Annotated in this window: 13 protein-coding genes; 2 read left to right on the top strand and 11 right to left on the bottom strand. The window is 52.3% G+C overall.

Annotated features, from left to right (window positions below; translation table 11 throughout):
* The 4 genes from pdxH to M2120_RS04360 form a co-directional block, all read right to left on the bottom strand.
* Positions 1–639 (bottom strand): pyridoxamine 5'-phosphate oxidase, encoded by a 639-nt coding sequence (gene pdxH / locus M2120_RS04345; RefSeq protein ID WP_280797495.1) that lies wholly within the window; start codon positions 637–639, stop codon positions 1–3.
* A gap of 2 nt (positions 640–641) precedes the next feature.
* Positions 642–1,415, bottom strand: a complete 774-nt coding sequence (locus M2120_RS04350) for an SDR family oxidoreductase (protein WP_280797496.1) — start codon at positions 1,413–1,415, stop codon at positions 642–644.
* Between the two features lie 34 nt (positions 1,416–1,449).
* Positions 1,450–2,337: a hypothetical protein gene (locus tag M2120_RS04355; protein WP_280797497.1), complete on the bottom strand. Its 888-nt coding sequence runs from the start codon at positions 2,335–2,337 to the stop codon at positions 1,450–1,452.
* 61 nt (positions 2,338–2,398) lie between these two features.
* A complete protein-coding gene (locus tag M2120_RS04360) occupies positions 2,399–3,040 on the bottom strand; it encodes a GNAT family N-acetyltransferase (RefSeq protein ID WP_280797498.1) in 642 nt (213 codons plus the stop codon).
* Positions 3,041–3,096: 56 nt separating this feature from the next.
* Here M2120_RS04360 and M2120_RS04365 point away from each other — a divergent pair, with 56 nt between their 5' ends.
* Positions 3,097–3,678, top strand: a complete 582-nt coding sequence (locus M2120_RS04365) for a 5-formyltetrahydrofolate cyclo-ligase (RefSeq protein ID WP_280797499.1) — start codon at positions 3,097–3,099, stop codon at positions 3,676–3,678.
* A gap of 20 nt (positions 3,679–3,698) precedes the next feature.
* Complete coding sequence (locus M2120_RS04370) at positions 3,699–3,941, top strand: FmdB family zinc ribbon protein (protein ID WP_280797500.1); 243 nt, start codon at positions 3,699–3,701, stop codon at positions 3,939–3,941.
* Positions 3,942–3,954: 13 nt separating this feature from the next.
* On the opposite strand, the gene M2120_RS04375 is transcribed toward M2120_RS04370, so the two are convergent.
* The 7 genes from M2120_RS04375 to M2120_RS04405 all read right to left on the bottom strand — a co-directional run bounded on the left by M2120_RS04375 (position 3,955) and on the right by M2120_RS04405 (position 16,694).
* Positions 3,955–4,164, bottom strand: coding sequence for a hypothetical protein (locus M2120_RS04375; RefSeq protein WP_280797501.1), 210 nt, complete (start codon positions 4,162–4,164; stop codon positions 3,955–3,957).
* On the bottom strand, positions 4,164–8,246 hold the full coding sequence (locus tag M2120_RS04380) for an AAA family ATPase (RefSeq protein WP_280797502.1): 4,083 nt from the start codon (positions 8,244–8,246) through the stop codon (positions 4,164–4,166). The genes M2120_RS04375 and M2120_RS04380 overlap by 1 nt, the downstream gene beginning before the upstream one ends.
* 69 nt (positions 8,247–8,315) lie before the next feature.
* Positions 8,316–9,560, bottom strand: a complete 1,245-nt coding sequence (gene rlmN / locus M2120_RS04385) for a 23S rRNA (adenine(2503)-C(2))-methyltransferase RlmN (RefSeq protein WP_280797503.1) — start codon at positions 9,558–9,560, stop codon at positions 8,316–8,318.
* Between the two features lie 249 nt (positions 9,561–9,809).
* Positions 9,810–10,871: a DUF3644 domain-containing protein gene (locus M2120_RS04390; RefSeq protein WP_280797504.1), complete on the bottom strand. Its 1,062-nt coding sequence runs from the start codon at positions 10,869–10,871 to the stop codon at positions 9,810–9,812.
* A 19-nt stretch (positions 10,872–10,890) separates the two neighbouring features.
* Positions 10,891–14,025: a type I restriction endonuclease subunit R gene (locus M2120_RS04395; protein ID WP_280797505.1), complete on the bottom strand. Its 3,135-nt coding sequence runs from the start codon at positions 14,023–14,025 to the stop codon at positions 10,891–10,893.
* On the bottom strand, positions 14,022–15,125 hold the full coding sequence (locus tag M2120_RS04400) for a restriction endonuclease subunit S (protein WP_280797506.1): 1,104 nt from the start codon (positions 15,123–15,125) through the stop codon (positions 14,022–14,024). The genes M2120_RS04395 and M2120_RS04400 overlap by 4 nt, the downstream gene beginning before the upstream one ends.
* An 18-nt stretch (positions 15,126–15,143) precedes the next feature.
* Positions 15,144–16,694, bottom strand: a complete 1,551-nt coding sequence (locus M2120_RS04405) for a type I restriction-modification system subunit M (protein ID WP_280797507.1) — start codon at positions 16,692–16,694, stop codon at positions 15,144–15,146.
* Position 16,695 lies beyond the last annotated feature (1 nt).

Consider the following 16,695-nt stretch of genomic DNA (forward strand, 5'->3'; position numbering starts at 1 on the left):
CTAGGGCTGAAGACGGCTGATCTGCCACTGATTATCCACAAGGTCGTAACGAATGCGGTCATGGAAGCGCATCGAGCGTCCCTGCCAGAATTCGATGGCGTGAGGAAGGACCCTAAACCCGCCCCAGTGCTCAGGCCGAGGAACCAGAGCATCCCCTGGATACTGCGCTTCTAGCGCTGCGAGCTGTTCGTCAAGGAGGTCACGAGAGGCAATCGGTGCAGACTGATCACTTGCCGCGGATGCCAACTGAGCCCCCTTGGGGCGGCGCTGCCAATACAGGTCACTCACGGAAGAAACAGTGGGCTGTGCCTCGCCATAGACAATCACCTGACGCTTGAGTCCATACCAGGGAAACAGCAGAGAAATGCTGGGGTTAGCCAGAAGTGCTTTGCCCTTGCGTGAGGTGTAGTTGGTCACAAACTCGAAGCCGGTGGCATCTAGGCCCTTGAGCAACACCGTTCGTGAGCTGACAGCCCCATCTGGATCGATGGTGCTGGCAACCATGGCATTGGGTTCAAAAACCTCTTCGGCTTCTGCCTGCTTGAGCCACTGTGCAAACTGCTCCAGCGGATTGGCAAGCGCAATCGATTCGTCGAAGGGGACGTTTCCGTAGTCGGTGTGACGAGAAAGCGATTCCATATTTAGGCCTTGGGCTTGAGTTCACCACGAATAAGTTTGTGCTGGGCTGCTTGGGCAACGGGACGAATGGTGATCATGTCCATGTTCACGTGGCCAGGAAGTTCAATGGCGTGAACTATTGCCTCGGCAACATCTTCAGCAACCAGAGGCGCTTCAACGCCGGCATAGAGTGCCTCAACCTTGGCGGTGTCTCCACCCAAACGGTTGAAAGCGAACTCGTCGGTCTTGACCATGCCAGGGGCAATCTCAAGAACACGAATAGGTTCACCAGCTAGCTCCAGACGCAGCACACCCACAACACCGTGAGCAGCAAACTTGGCGGCGTTATATCCGCCACCGCCTTCATAGGGAACAAAACCTGCTGTGGAGGTGACGGCCATGATGTCGGCGTGGCCACCTGCTGCTGCCTTGCGCAGCAAGGGAAGCAGCGCACTGGTCACGCGCTGAACACCAATGACATTGACGTCGAACATGCGCTTCCAGTCTTCGGGGTCACTATCTTCAACAGACGAAGCACCAAAGGCACCACCGGCGTTGTTCACCAGGGCATGAACAGGTCCAGAATCTGCAAGGAAGTCACGCAGAGCATCCACATCTTCCTGCTTGGTCACATCTGCCACGAAGGTGCTGATGCCGGACTGCGCTTCAAGTTCTGCCAGGCGGTCAGCCCGGCGGGCAACGCCAACAACCTGCCAGCCATGCTGGGCAAACAAACGGGCAGTGGCCCGACCTATACCGGAACTAGCTCCGGTGACAACAACGCGACGAGTGCTCATACAAGCAAATGTACCGCGGGAAGAAAGAAGATGTTTAGCCTGCGCGGCGGCGGCGCAACACAGCATCCAGGTCGAGCTCTGCCGACTCAACCTCTGAGACGACACCCATGCTTGCCAGGCGTGCGCTCACGCTGTCAGCAACAGGAACCTGAACAGGAGTTGCCGGAACAGAACGACGTAAGTTTTCAAGCCCTGCCTGATCCAGGCTCATGCGTTCAACCAGTGCAGACTCTTGAGCGTTCTGACGCATGCGGTCAGCAGCCAACTGCGACTGAACTACGGCCTGGGCCAATGTTCCCTCGGAGAGGTGGAGCGGGCGAGGAAGAGCAGTAGGGGTCCAGCTGCGCGGCGCAACAGCAGGCTTGTAGTGACCTTGGTCAAAGAACTCAGAAGCAAAGCGGTTTGTCTGGGCAGGGGCAACCTGTGCTGCTGCCTGAACCGACACAACCACTTCCTGAGTAATCAGTGCAGCAGCGAAGGCGATGCAGGAGATAGCGAGAGTTTCCCAGCTACCGCCGTTGGCGAGAATGAGAATTCCAGCAACCACACCCAGGATGCTTGCCAGCAGGAAGAGTGCACTTGCCAGACGATTACGGCGAGCGCGACGGGCAGCCATCTCGGCCTGCTCGTCATACCCCACGGCACGACCTGCTGCCTGGCGAACCTGTGCACGGGCGGCAGCTTCTGCCTGGCGCAGAACACGCTTTTGTTCAATGACGGCGCGAGCAGATGCTTCCACGCGAATCTCCTCGGGAACGTCTGTGGTTTCTGCCAGTGCGCGGATGGTTTGTTGCATGCGCACGGCATTGCGCTCGGTCGCATCGAAGTTGCGACGGCGCAAATATGTTGGGATTAAATAGGCAATCCAGAGGGCAGCAGCAATAGCGAAAACTATGCCGCCACCGAACATTCCACCACTCATGTTTCTAAGTTACGAGTGAAAGTGGTCTGCGCCCTTTAAGGACAGGGTGTGTTGTTTTCCCTTATGACAAACCCAGTGCTTCATAGTCAGCGGCAGGAACCATGCTGACATCTGCCGGGACGAGTCCCGACTGCCATCTATTCAAGACTCCGCCAGGAATTTCTTCCTGAGTGAGCGCGAAAGCGAAGTGGTCTCGCCAGTCACCGTTGATGTGGATATAACGGCGGCGAAGGCCTTCATATCTAAACCCGAGCTTCTCCACGATGCGCAACGAAGCTGCGTTCTCGGGTCGAATGCAGATCTCCATGCGGTGCAAACCCAGACTGCGTAAGCAATAGTCCGTGGCCAAAGCAACCGCAGTGGGCGTCACACCCTTGCCCGCAACGCGTTCGGCAACCCAATACCCCAGCTGCGCTGAGGAGAGGGAGCCATAAACAATGCCAGAGACGTTGAGCTGACCCACCAACTCGCCGTCATATTCAATAGCGAAAGGCAGACCAGCACCGACCTTGGCATGGGCCAGGAGGTTTCGAATACCAGCCTTGGTGTCAAAGCTCACGAAAGATTGCGGCGCTGTTGCTTCCCATTGGCGCAACCAGGCACGGTTGCGCATCAGTTCTTCTTCCAGTTTCTTGGCATCGCGTGACTTGATCCCACGGATACTCACGCGCCCCTCTGTGAGGGTGGGAATGATGGCAGCCATGTTCACAAGCCTAACTAAGCCCCAGTGCTGGTGTCACAGCCAATTAGAATTGAGGCATGTCAGAGAATCTTGTTGCCGCAAAAAAGGCTTTGCGTGCTGAGATTCGCGAGCGTCGCAGAAACATCACCGAGCACGAGCGCGCTGAAGCAACCGCGGCAATCACCGAGCATCTCAAGCACCTGGTTGCTGCCCGCGGCGTGAAGAAACTCTCCTGCTATCTGGCCACCCCCTCCGAGCCAGAGACTCGCCCCTTCCTCAGCTGGGCCTATGACAATGGCATTGAGGTTTTGCTGCCGGTAAGCCGAGATGATGGCTTGTTGGATTGGGCCATCGCGAATGACTCCCCCGATGAAAACATTGGAATGTATGGCTTGCCCGAACCCACCGGCGAACTGGTGGGCCCTATCGCAATCAATGGGGTTGACCTCATCATTGTTCCTGCCTCTGCCGTTGATAAGCAGGGTGTGCGCATGGGCTGGGGTCGTGGCTATTTCGACAAGACACTTGGATCTATGGGCAAGCGCCCACCTGTTTATGCGATCGTGTTCGACTCTGAATACGTTGATTCCTTACCCCGCGAAGTACACGATCAGCCGGTCACCGGCGTGGTCACCCCTTCCGCCCTGATTACGTTCTAACTGACACCACGGAGATACACGTGCCTACTTATTCCTACCGCTGCACCGAATGCGACAACGCTTTCGATATTCAGCAGGCGCTCAGTGACGACTCGTTAACAGAGTGCCCCTCCTGCAAGGGCAAGCTTCGTAAGCTTTTCAACACCGTCGGAGTGACATTCAACGGCTCTGGTTTCTACCGCACTGACTCTCGTTCAAGCGGATCATCCAGTTCTAGCTCCACCGGCTCATCGAGCTCGAGCTCCTCTAGTTCAACTTCCTAGAACGTTTCGGGCGCTAACCCCAGTGGGGTGGCTTGTCACGCTTGAGCTGTTCGTCATTACTGAGTGAACGCTCTGCCCAGTCTTCACCAGCGTCCTCGGCAGGTGCGCCAACAAAACTGGGATCAATCGTGACGCCTTCTGGCTGCCACTGAACTCGGCGGTTCTTTCGGGGTGAACCACTGCTCGACTTCTCAGACTTCGAAGTCTCGGGCTGCTCAGCCATTAGTTCTCAGGAAGATTGATGGGTTCGGTGACCGCGTCAGGCTCTGAAGTCCGTGGTGTATCCATGATGACGTCGGTGAAGGAGATGGAGTCATCAACTTCTTCTACAACGACCTCTTCTTCAATAACATCTTCAACAACAACCTGTTCAACGAGGACATCACCGTCAGCATCTTCGACAATCACTGTCTCTTCGAACGTGATGACCTCTTCAACTACGTCTCCGACAACAACTTCTTCAACGATGACCTCGTCGACAACCTCTACCGCAACTGGTGCTGCCACAACAGGAATATTGATGGGACCGGTTTGAATGTCATCTTCAGCGGGGTCAACGCCAATGAGTGCTGCAATACGAGTTGCGACTGCTTCAGGATCTGCAAAGAGTTCGAAGGCGTGAATGCGGATGTAGTGCCAGCCAAGACGGCGAAGCATTTCGGGGCGCAGGCGCAATGACTCACGCAGGCTGCCACGAGCAAGTACAGCATCTGTCTCCACGGCAACAGCACGGCCTTGGAAGGACGCAGCCAATGCAATCTCTCCTGCGTGGTTGAGCGAGACCGTGAGACCACGACGCTCCAAGCGCTTGGCTAAGTCAACAAGCATGGGCTCGGGAGTTTCTGTGCCAACCTCACGAGCAATGGGCTTTTCCGTTTCAGAAAGTACCTCTGCCAGTGCGCGCATGCCATCAGAGAGGCGACTCTCGTCGATGTCACCGGGTCGGAAGCACGAGACGATTTCCATCGAGCGGCGTGCTCGGGTCATACCGACAGCAAGCAAACGCTCACCACCAGGAAGAGCAAGCGAACCGAAGTCGGAAAGCAGGCGTCCGTGAGGTGTGCGGCCATAGCCGATGGAGAATATGACGCGGTCTCGGCTTTGTGCGACGGCCTGCTCGAGTGTCATCACAGCAAATGCTTCAGGGCGATCTTCGAGAATAAACTCGGCCAAATCAGCACGGCGAGCAAAGGCAGAAAGCACTGACTGTTCAACACGAACGGCGTGCTTAGGGCTCGCGGTAATCACCATGAGTGATTCATTGGGGCGCTCGGCAGCGTGTTCCAGCACGAGCTCCACCACGCGCGAGACTTCAGCATCCACGCTCTCCACAGCACCGGATGCCGAGTCAGGCATACCCGAGCCATCAGCGATGTAGTGCAGGCGCAAGCTGGAGTGGCCTAGGAAGGTTCCTGCCCACGGTAGGGATGAAATCTTGCCGCCATAGAACCTACGGTTCACCACATCTGCCAGATCTTCACCACCGGCACGATAACTCTGCGTCAGCGTGCGAGACGGAAGAATTCCACTGAACTGGGCCAGGGCAGACCTACTGTGCCACGCATCTGCGTCCCGAACGGGAGGCAATGGGGTTTCAAATTCACCCATACCGGTTTCAAAGCGTGAGGGTGTTTGAGTGACGGGGTCACCAAAGACAACCACTGATGCACCGCGGCGGATTGCTCCTGCATTCTCGGCAACGGTAGTTGCTCCGGCATCGACTAAGAAGACTGCATCGAAAGAGACCGAGTCAGGAATGAGGTGTGCTTCATAGGGTGAGCACAACCACACGGGAGCAATAGATTTCGCCAGGCGTGGTGCGAGGGAAATGAATTCATCGGGGCTGAGGGCATCCCCACGCAAGCTTTGACGCAGACGCTCTGCCTCATCGGGAAGGTCAACTAATCCGATCTTCCACAGCTCTGCCAAGCGAGCTGCCAAGAGCCCACCATTTGCCGATGCGTGAGCATCATCCACGAGTCGGAAGTCAGACTCGAGGCGATCCAAGATAGAGGTGTTGGCGTTGAGTAAAGCCTTGTCGGTGGTGAGCATGCCTTCGAGAACCGACTGCCACCAGGCCAGTTCGAGTTCGTCAGCCACTTCGCTTTCGGGCACGTGACGAGAAGAAAGATCAGCAAGCAGAACATCAAGATCAAGTTCACGCAGATGAGCCAGCAGCGAGGTGCGCTCTTGAAGATTGTGCAGAACCTCAGACTCAGCAGCCAATCCTGAAACCTTGTTGGTCAGGGTTGCGATGGGGAGCTTAGCGAAGGACTGATCGGTGCCCTTGAGGCTCAGTGCAACATCCAGGATGTCCAGCTCTGCCATCACGCTTTGGTAGTTCGCCAGAAGATCTGCCACACCGACAGGAACTTCAGGAACAGCACCGGCGACGACGTATCGCTGCCACAGCACACGCTGCTGCTGAATCTCAGTGAGGGCTTCGTGCATATCGGCAACGTTTGCCCCGGGGCGAACGTATTCGAAGGCGAGCTTCTTGAGGCGTCTGCGGTCGCCACCACTCATGCCACTGCCACGACCAGAAGTTGCCGTGATGAGTTCCGTGAGCGGACGGTCATATACCGAAGGCAGGAACTTGTCCAAGGTCTCGCGGATGTCCACCAGCAACTGCAGATAGATGCCCAGCTCTTCTAAGTTCTCGAACGGGCGCATCTTGGTGCGGCTGAGTACTTCCTCAGCACGCTCGAGAAGTTTGGGCAGCTCAGTCTGGTGTAGACGCTTGGCCTGCTGATGTGCAGCGGTGGTTTCTTCAGGTGTGGGGAAGTTTGCTCCGTACCACGGAGAGTCATCGGGACCGTAGCGGAACTCTCCCAGGGCAGCTGCCTTGATCAGGCTGGCTGCTGCTTGGGGGCGCGAGTTAGCCAAACCTTCGATGGCACGGCGAGGCAAACGAGCCGTGGTCGAAGGTGGCGTGGGCAACAAGCTCAGGCGTGAGAGTTCTTCAAGCGCGTCAAGGACAGAAACGCCCAGCACCTCGTCCTTGCGAGTGAGTGAGCCACGGTAGTCCAGCAACACCTTGCGCAAACGAAGCAGTGCGTCATCAACGTCGGAGACGTTGGGACGCGTGGCCTTCTCATTGCGCAAGATGGCGTTGATCAAATCACGGCGCAGGGTCCGCGGTGAAACGGTGAGACCTTCAAGACCAACCTGACTCAGACGGTGAACGATGGAGTCCAAGCTGGAGCGGCGAGCACCCACCACAAGAACACGCTTGTGTGCACCGGTGAGCACACCAATCGCATTCACGATTGTCTGTGTTCCACCGGTGCCGGGAAGAGTCTTCACTACGAGAGAATTACCGGCAGCAATCTCAGCAACGATGCTCTCTTGTTCAGCATCTGCATCAAGAAGGTGAGTATCTGTTGCTGGTGGACGTTCATCCTGACCAACAATCTGTGCTTCTTTGTGCTCATTAGTGAGCCTGGTGCGTGCAGTGACATTACCGGCGAGCGCATCAAGAATGGGGTGAGCCAACTCTTGAACGTCAGCCACCATGGCGGCGGAGAGATCAGAGAAGCTGGACGCAACCAGACGTGGTTCAACCTCGAAGTTACTGAGGTGTTGGGTAAGCCCGCGCAGACGCTCAATCACAGGAAGTGGGTTGAACATCCCATCGAGGTTCGCCAGTGCAACGAAAGAGTCCGCATCCAGGGCAATGCCCAGTTGGCTCTCCAGTGCACGAGCTAGCTGAGGGTTTAAGAATGGCTGACCGCTGAGCTTGAGTTCGAAGTCTTTGCCATAGCGTCGAAGCGACATTGGGCGAAGCAACACTGGACCGCAATACTCACGGTCCTGGAATGTCCACTTGGCAATACCGAGTGCGAGATAGACAGACTCGATGCTGCGCATCGAGCGAAGCTCGGTGCTCTTGGCGCTAATTGCGGCAGCAGCGAGTCTCGCATTACGCAGTGCAAACTCTTCACGAATCAGGTTCGATAGCAAGGTGGGCTTACCTGAAATAAACGAGGGAAGACCACCGGGGTGAATAGAGGTGAGCTCAATACGAGTGCGAGGTGTATCCACAAACTGGATCAGGGGTGAAGTGCCACCAACCAGAGCTAACTCTTCACGCCATTCGTGCCACACAGGCTCTGCCACGTTGATGTTAGACAGTGCTGAATTGAGACTTCCTGCCGTGGGAGCAAGTAAGTCAACGGCGGGTTCTGCCTCTGCCGAGAGCTCGGGGAATGGGTCGTCATCGAGAGAGATCTGCTCGCCAATGTTCGAGGCAGTCTCTTCTGGCTCTAACGACTCGTCGTCAGACTTTCGATTACGGGGCCACACATCAAAAACACTATGTCGCGGGCACTGAAAAACCCCGTAGTGACACCTATTTCAAGGGATTTCTGAAGGTTAGTCAGCTGCGGCAAGTTGACCGCAGGCACCATCAATTTCTTTGCCTCGAGTGTCACGCAGCGTGGTGGGGATTCCCCGTTCTTCAAGCCTGCGCACGAACTCTCGGGAAATGGCCGGCTCTGATGCGGTCCAGATGGATCCCGGAGTGGGATTCAGTGGAATGGGGTTGACGTGAACCCAGCCACGTCCTCGAGCATTAAGTTTGTCTGCCAGCAGATCAGCACGCCAGGCATGGTCATTCATGTTTTTGATGAGGGCGTATTCAATCGAGACGCGGCGCCCCGTCTTCTCGAAGTAGTTATAGGCCGCATCAAGGGCTTCGTCGACTTTCCAGCGTGAGTTCACGGGGATGAGTTCATCACGCAGTTCATCATCTGGAGCGTGCAAAGACAAAGCGAAGGTCAGCTGGAGTCCCTCGTCGGCAAGTTTGTGAATGGCAGGCGCCAGTCCCACAGATGACACCGTGATGTGGCGAGCAGACATTCCTAAGCCTTCTGGCTGGGGAGCTAACATGGTTCGCACCGCGGTCATGAGGCGGTTGTAGTTGGCCAGGGGTTCACCCATGCCCATAAAGACAATGTTGGTCACGCGTTCGGGCTGACCTTCGGCATCTTGATTGCCCGCGTTACGACGCTTGCCACCGAGTTCGCCAGCGGCAATCACCGCATTAGCGCGAACCACCTGATCCACGATTTCTGCTGCGGACATATTGCGGGTGAGACCTGCTTGTCCGGTTGCGCAGAATGGACAGTTCATGCCACAGCCTGCTTGGGAAGAAACACACAGGGTGATGCGGCCGGGGTAACGCATGAGCACCGACTCAACGAGTGCACCGTCAAACAGGCGCCGCAAGAACTTGATGGTGTCACCGTTGTCGGTGCTCAGTCTCTTCACCTCGGTCATCAGCGGTGGCAACAATGACTCGACCAGCTCAGCCCGTCCTGCCGCAGGCAGATCGGTCATCTTCTCTGGGTCGCTGGTGTAGTGGGAGAAGTAGTGGGTGCTGATCTGCTTGGCGCGGAAACCTGGCAAACCGAGCTCAGTGACCTTTGCCTTGCGTTCTTCTGGTGAAAGATCCGCCAGGTGAACAGGAGGCTTTGCTCCACGCTTGGGCTGTTCGAACATGAGCGTGGGACGGCCATCAGCATCCACGTTCTGCTTCCAGCCTTCGGCGGTGGGGCGAACCTGGGGTCGTTCATCGACACGAGCTGTCAGGTTCCTGGCGCCACGCTTTTCGGTCATGATTCAAGTGTGGCATGAGGTATACCCCCAGGGGTATACTAAACACCAAGGTTAGGAGTCTCACAGTGTGTAGAGAAGTAACGTGCCGCAAGTGCGGCAAGTCAACATGGGCGGGCTGTGGTCAGCACGTGGACCAGGTCATGCGCGGCATCCCCAAGAACCAGCGCTGCCAAGGCCATGAGACAGAACCCGGTTTCTTCGCCAAGCTTTTTAGGGGAAAGAAATGAGCGAATATTCAGCTAAAAAGGTTCACTTTTTACTTTGAAGTTTGTGCTGTTGCCAAATTCCTTCAGCTCCAATTTCCTCTTTTAGTTCGAGAATTCTTGCTATTGCCTTTTGCGAATACCTCTGAAATCTGGTTTTTCCTAGAACTACTTCGTTATAGCAATCTGGGTCGTCTTTGAGATTAAGTAGCGCTATTGCTGCGGACGTTTTAGAGGAAGTCAATCCAACTTTTTGTGTGAGGTCTTTGTGGCCTAAGTTGTAGTAGCCAAGCTCGTTTACTCGCCTTACTGCGACTACTGCGGCACCTGGCGTACCTTCGTCAACAATTGTTACTGGGACACCTTCATTTTTTAAGATACGAAGACTAATTTGCGAGCCGGTTGAATCAGTACTGAAGTTGACTGAGCCAATCCCCGGGAATAGTTCTGCAAATTTTTCTCCGCCAACCAAGCGGGTACCGAGTCGATTGAGATCCCTTGCACTTGGTTGAACTGGTTGGCCTTGCAATGCGCCGTCCATAATTGCGAGACCCCTAAGCATCGCTTCTGCTTCAGCTTTCTTTCTACGTCCGGGTTTCAAGAGCTGCTTTACTTTTTCCGCATCAGAAATGAACATTTCCAGAGGATCACTCATCGCAATAGTTGAAACAGGGAGCGCGCGAGGGGGCAGTATTTTTGCTAGATCTTCATTAAATACATCTAGCAAAATATCCCTGAACAATGTGACGCCCGACTGGCAATGAAAATATAGTTGCGATTCTGAAAGATCCACCAAGTGGTGTTGTGCAGCATCTCGAAGTCCATTTATTGTTTGGAGAACCAACACTTGTTCTTCAGTCAAAAAAGCGGATTCTGAGAGTGCCTTCCTAAGACTTTTTTCAAATCCGATTGTTTCTTTTTCTCTGGAATTTCGAATTTTGCCACCCTTGGTCAAAATCCCAGCTTTTAAGAGCATCTCAAAAGAGTGATCAAGAAAAATCAGAACAGCTTCAAGTCTCCCCCTGTCATTTACGCCATTGAAATGATCAATAGAAAGTAAAAGAGAATTAATTGCCTTTTGCTTGAGTAATTTGGCTTCTTTCAGCAACAGCTACCCTCACTTAGGTTCAATTATTTGATCCGGTAGCTAACAGTTCTGCTTGCTCAAGAACAAGTTCGACAGCAACCTCTTCTGCATCCGGTGGATAGTCGTATTTGGCCAACAATCTGCGTACTTTCGAGCGCATCGCAGCTCGAACACTGTCTTTGAGGTTCCAGTCGATTGTTGCCGATTCACGAACAGCAACCACGAGTTCTCGGGCAATATTTTTGAGAGTCTCATCCCCAAGTTTGAGGACAGCGGTGTCGTTTTGGAACACCGCGTCATAGAAGGCGACTTCGTCATCTTTGAGGCCAAGTTCCGCTCCCCTGGCCTGCTCATCTCGCAATTCCTTGGCTAGTTTCACGAGTTCTGCAATGATTTCTGCGGTCGTGAGGGAACGGTTGGTGTATTTCTTGATTGCCCCATCAAGAAGTTCCGAGAACTTCCTCGATTGAACAATATTCGTCTTGGATATCGTCTTGATTTGGTCGTTGAGCAAACGACGCAATAGCCCCATTTGGAGGTTTGGTTTGTCTTTGTGTTCTAACGAATCCAAGAATTCGTCAGACAGAATCGACAATTCAGGCTTTTCAATTCCTGCCAACTCATAGATATCGATGACTTGGTCCGCAGAAACTGCCTCATTGACAAGCTGCCCAATTGCAGTGTCAATTTCGATTGCTCCAGATCCACCGCGTCCAGAGTCAGGGTTCTGAATCTTGAGAATTGCAGTTCTTACGTCGGCAAAGAGTCGGATGTCTGAACGAATGAAATTTGCTTCGTCACGGGCACCTGCCAGCATGAATGCTTTGAGGAGTGCTAGCACTTGGTCATTGAATCTAGATGTCCTGTCGGGATCTGCCATGACGAAGTCGAGAACTTTGGCCCGTTGGCCCAATAGTTGTGATGGTGAAAGATTAGGGCTGGAGTCATAATCAACTCCATGAAGTAATCCAGAGATGATGTCGTGCTTCTCCAACATGACGGCAATGATTTCCTCGATGGGAACGCCAGCTTGTTCCTGATCTGTTGGAGAGTACTCCGCCAATGCAGCTCGCAAGTTTGTGGCAATTCCCACGAGGTCGATGATCAAACCGCCGGACTTGTCTCGGAAGGTTCTGTTTACACGGGCAATAGCCTGCATCAATCCAGCGCCACGCATGGGCTTGTCAACATACATGGTGTGCATCGAGGGCGCATCGAATCCAGTGAGCCACATGTCTCGAACAATCACGAGTTCTAGTGGGTCATTGGGATCTTTAGCTCGTAGCTTGAGATCACGTCTGGTTTGTTTGTCATGAATGTGTGGCTGGAAATCAGCAGGGTCCGCAGCAGATCCAGTCATGACTACCTTGATCTTGCCTTGCGTGGCATCATCAGAGTGCCACTCAGGTCGAAGCGCAACAATCTTTTCGTAAAGCTTCACTGCGATACGGCGGCTCATCACCACGATCATGCCTTTGCCGAATGCGGCCTCGCGACGTTTCTCCCAGTTCTCCACAATGAATTTTGCTTCGATATCTAGGCGAGCGTCAGCACCAACGATTGCTTCCAAGCGCGACCAGCGAGACTTTGCTGCCGAGGCGGCATCTTCTTCAACCTGCTCAGTGATTTCATCTGCGAGCTCATCTAGGTTTTCAAACTCATCTTCAGGGAGCTCGACCTTGATCAAGCGGGGTTCATAGAAAATACGAACTGTCGCACCATCCTCAACCGCGCGGGTGAGGTCATAAACATCGACGTAATCACCAAAAACCGACCTGGTTGATTTGTCATTGCTTTCAATGGGGGTCCCTGTGAACCCTAGATACGTAGCACCAGGTAGTGCGTCACGAAGATGCTTAGCTAGACCAGCTCGGAGCTGTCCCCTGCTATCCAAATATTCGCTGAATCCATATTGTGAACGATGTGCCTCATCAGCAATCACAATCACATTTCGGCGATCAGTTAGAACAGGATTTTCGTCCCCATCTTCCCCAGGTCTGAATTTCTGCAAAGTGGAGAAAACAATGCCCCCACTTGCTCTCTTGAGTTTGCTTCGAAGATCTTGACGCGTTTCTGCTTGAACTGGGGTTTCGGGCAAAATTCGCGCAGGTGCAAACGTTTCACCAAAGAGCTGATCATCTAGGTCGTTGCGGTCGGTGATGAATACAAGAGTTGGGTTACTCATGCGTGGATCACGCATGATCTTGGCCGCATAAAAGACCATCTCGAAACTCTTGCCAGAACCTTGGGTGTGCCAGACAACACCACCACGTCGATCCCCCTTGGGGCCAGAAGCCTCAACGGTGCTTTCTATGGCGGCGTTGACAGCCCAGAACTGGTGATACTTCGCAACTCGTTTCACCAACGTTCGAATGGGTTGGCCAGAGCTTTGTTCAGTAACCGTTTCGTCAGAGAACACAACAAAGTTCTGAAGCAGATCTAGGAAGCGAGAAGGTTCAAATACACCTTTGATGAGAACCTCGAGCGAAGGAAGGTTACTCACTACTTCCCTGCCCTCAATAGTTTTCCAAGGCGCATAGTGTTCGAAAGCACCCGTGTAGGAACTCATCGCAGAACTAATGCCATCAGAGATAACGGTTACTGCATTTGACACAAAGAGCGAAGCGATGTCTTTGCGGTAGGTCTGAACTTGATTCCAGGCGTTCCGCAGTGTTGCATGTTCAGCAGCAGAGTTTTTGAGCTCTAGTAGACCTACCGGGATGCCGTTGAGGAACACAATCACATCTGGGCGACGGTTCTTTCCGTTTTCGATGATGGTGAACTGGTTGATAGCTACCCAGTCATTGCGTTCCGGTCGCTCAAAGTCAACAAGCCAAACACGAGTGGTGAGTACCTGACCGTCTTCACCTCGGTGCTCTATAGGGACACCCTCGGTTATCAGCTTGTGAACTCTATAGTTTTCGTCAATAACATTCTGAGATTCGGGGCGTTTTAATTTCTTAAGCGCTTCTTCAATTTGTTCAATTCGAACGGATCGATTTAGACGGATAAGCGAATTTTTCAACCTGCCCATTAGGAAAACTTGGTCAAAAGATGAACGCTCCTCGCCCGGCTCTCCCGGAGCTACATTTGGGCCCCAAACAGTTTGGTAGCCTAACTCTGAGAAATATTGAAGCGCAGCAGCCTCGATCGTTGACTCATTCACAGTCGTCATTTGCTAGAACTTTCTATGACTGAGTTGCTTGAGAGCATTTGTTCAAGAGACTGATCTCTCAATAATGCAAGCCTCTTGGATTCTTCATTTCTAACTCTGAGTAGTTCAAAGAGCAGTTGTATTTTTTCTTCAAGCAGCTCAAGATCCTTCGGGACCGTCAAAGGAAGGGATTTTAGATTGCCCATGTTAACTTTTGGTTGAACTGCACCAGTGACCAAGGGCCTAATATCTGAATCATCAAGAAGTAAATACAAGAGTTCTGTTGAAATCCCCTGCCCTTCCAACGGATGTGCATGGTTGTTGATCCAAGCTGGGCCCCAGATGTATTGGAGGACAGGGCCGCCATCTTTACGAACGACGGTTCCGTCTTCACCGACAAGTACGAGTACCTCGTTAAAAGTTGCCTCATCAACGTGACCAAAAATACCTGTTGCACCATAGTAAGGAATTACCCCAAGACGTTTCTCACGCTCCTGGGCAGAAAGTGGCTTACGGCGACGATTATGAAAAATGGCTAACTCAGCTAGAGGCAAAGCCGATGCGCCATCCTTAACAGCGCTAGCCACTAATGCCTTGGCTAATCTAATAATTTTGTTGTTTGCGCGTTCATTCGAAGCAATTTTGTCATCCAAAACACACAGTTTTTCCGCAATTTCTTTTTGTCGGGATAATGTCGGCAGCTCAATTTCTAATGCAGCAAGTGACTCTTGCTGGACACGCTGACGACCTGAACTTCCATTCATGCTAGAAATAGCGAAGTTTCGAACAAATGTTGAAGTTACTAGGTAATAGGCGAAGAGAGTATCCGAAACTCCTTCTCTGCCACGGATAACAATGAATTCTGTAGAACCAAAAGCCGGCTTATCTTCATCCATTTCAGATCGAAAAATAGAGGTTTTACCATTTTCAAGCGATGGGGTAATTCGTGCCATCAAAATGTCACCGTTCATAAATTTCATTCCGCCACCGTATGGCTTTTGAACATTTGTAGTGACATCTCTTGTAAAAGGTGCAATTGAAGCCATTTCCACAAAGGGTGCAATTTCGCCTTTATTTAGAGAAACTTTTGGATTGATCACAAAGGCTTCATCAAATCTCATTTTGATGGCTTTCTCGTATCAGAAGAGCTCTCTAATTTGATTTTCAAGAATTTTACCGATTTCAAATTCCTGAAAAAGATCATGGGTAAGTCTCTCTATTTCTGCGTCAGAAGAATCTCTATCTTCATCTAGTTCTTCCGTACCAACATATCTTCCAGGGGTAAGTACATAGCCTTGCCTCTGAATGTCTAATTTAGTTGCAACACAGGCGAAGCCAGGTGAGTCTGAGTATCCTCCGTCAATATTTCTCCAGGAGTGGTAGGTCTCGGAAATTAATGAGATATCACTATCAGCGAGCACCCTTTGACGACGGGAAATTAGTGTTCCAAGTTGACGCGCATCTATAAATAAAACCTCGTCGTTTCTTTCCCTGTGCAACTTTCCACTTCGATCTTTCGAAATAAACCAAAGTGAAACCGGAATAGTTGTGTTCAGGAAAAGCTTGCTGGGAAGTGAAACAATACAATCCAACAAGCCGGACTCTACTAAACGTTCTCTAATTTGAGAGTTTGTTCCAGATTTGTCCGTCATAGCACCATTTGCTAAAACAAACCCTGCCGTTCCATTTGGCGCAAGGTGGTAAAGAAAATGTTGAAGCCATGCGAAATTACTTCCAGCTTTTCCTTCGGCCGGTAACCCAAGTGTCCATCTTGGATCATGGGTGAGTTTTGGGCTCCACCAGTCCTTTTGATTAAAAGGAGGGTTAGCAATAATAAAATCTGCCCTCAGATCCGGATGTAGATCTTCGGTGAATGAGTCTGCAGATTTTGGCCCAAAGTCAGCCTCAATGCCTCGCAAAGCAAGGTTCATTTTGGCAAGTCTCCAGGTAGTTTCAGTAAATTCTTGGCCAAAAACCGAAATGTCGGTGTGTTTTCCGCCATGCGCCTTAACGAACTCCGCTGATTCAACGAACATTCCGCCCGAACCTGCGGCAGGATCATATACGCGACCTTTATAAGGTTCGAGCATTTCCACGAGTGTGCGTACTACTGAACGAGGTGTATAGAACGCACCAGCGTCTTTGCCGCTTTCTTTTCCAGCGAATTGGCCAAGGAAGTATTCATATACGCGACCCAGGACATCGTCAGAGCCATGGTCATCTGAGCTTGTGAAACCGATTGATCCGATGAGGTCTACAAGCTCACCCAGGCGGCGCTTATCAAGTCCATCACGACCATAGTTTCGAGGCAGTACACCTCGAAGCGAAGGGTTTTCCTTCTCAATAATGTCCATCGCCTTGTCAATATCTTCACCGACAGAAGGCAACTTGGCTCGATCCTGGATGTGCCCCCAACGGGCATTCTCAGGAACCCAAAACACGTTGTGGCTTGTGTATTCATCGCGGCTCTCAACGAACTGAGCCAGGCGTTCTTCACGAATGCCATCTGCCTCGAGTTCAACAGTAAGCGATTCACGTCGCTCTTCAAAGCGGTCTGAAATGTACTTGAGGAATACCAAACCGAGCACAACGTGCTTGTATTCACTGGGTTCCTGGTTTCCGCGAAGTTTGTCTGCTGTTTCCCAGAGGGTTTGCTCAAGAGTTTTTTGAGTTTTTGTGGTCTTAGCCATC

This window comes from Aurantimicrobium minutum (assembly GCF_029893825.1).
GTDB classification, from domain to species: Bacteria; Actinomycetota; Actinomycetes; order Actinomycetales; family Microbacteriaceae; genus Aurantimicrobium; species Aurantimicrobium minutum_C.

Bases quoted from the DNA above. Each gene is read 5' to 3' on its own strand.
- pdxH (WP_280797495.1), bottom strand. From the start codon at position 639: ATGGAATCGCTTTCTCGTCACACCGACTACGGAAACGTCCCCTTCGAC.
- M2120_RS04350 (WP_280797496.1), bottom strand. From the start codon at position 1,415: ATGAGCACTCGTCGCGTTGTTGTCACCGGAGCTAGTTCCGGTATAGGT.
- M2120_RS04355 (WP_280797497.1), bottom strand. From the start codon at position 2,337: ATGAGTGGTGGAATGTTCGGTGGCGGCATAGTTTTCGCTATTGCTGCT.
- M2120_RS04360 (WP_280797498.1), bottom strand. From the start codon at position 3,040: ATGGCTGCCATCATTCCCACCCTCACAGAGGGGCGCGTGAGTATCCGT.
- M2120_RS04365 (WP_280797499.1), top strand. From the start codon at position 3,097: ATGTCAGAGAATCTTGTTGCCGCAAAAAAGGCTTTGCGTGCTGAGATT.
- M2120_RS04375 (WP_280797501.1), bottom strand. From the start codon at position 4,164: ATGGCTGAGCAGCCCGAGACTTCGAAGTCTGAGAAGTCGAGCAGTGGT.
- rlmN (WP_280797503.1), bottom strand. From the start codon at position 9,560: ATGACCGAAAAGCGTGGCGCCAGGAACCTGACAGCTCGTGTCGATGAA.
- M2120_RS04395 (WP_280797505.1), bottom strand. From the start codon at position 14,025: ATGACGACTGTGAATGAGTCAACGATCGAGGCTGCTGCGCTTCAATAT.
- M2120_RS04400 (WP_280797506.1), bottom strand. From the start codon at position 15,125: ATGAGATTTGATGAAGCCTTTGTGATCAATCCAAAAGTTTCTCTAAAT.
- M2120_RS04405 (WP_280797507.1), bottom strand. From the start codon at position 16,694: ATGGCTAAGACCACAAAAACTCAAAAAACTCTTGAGCAAACCCTCTGG.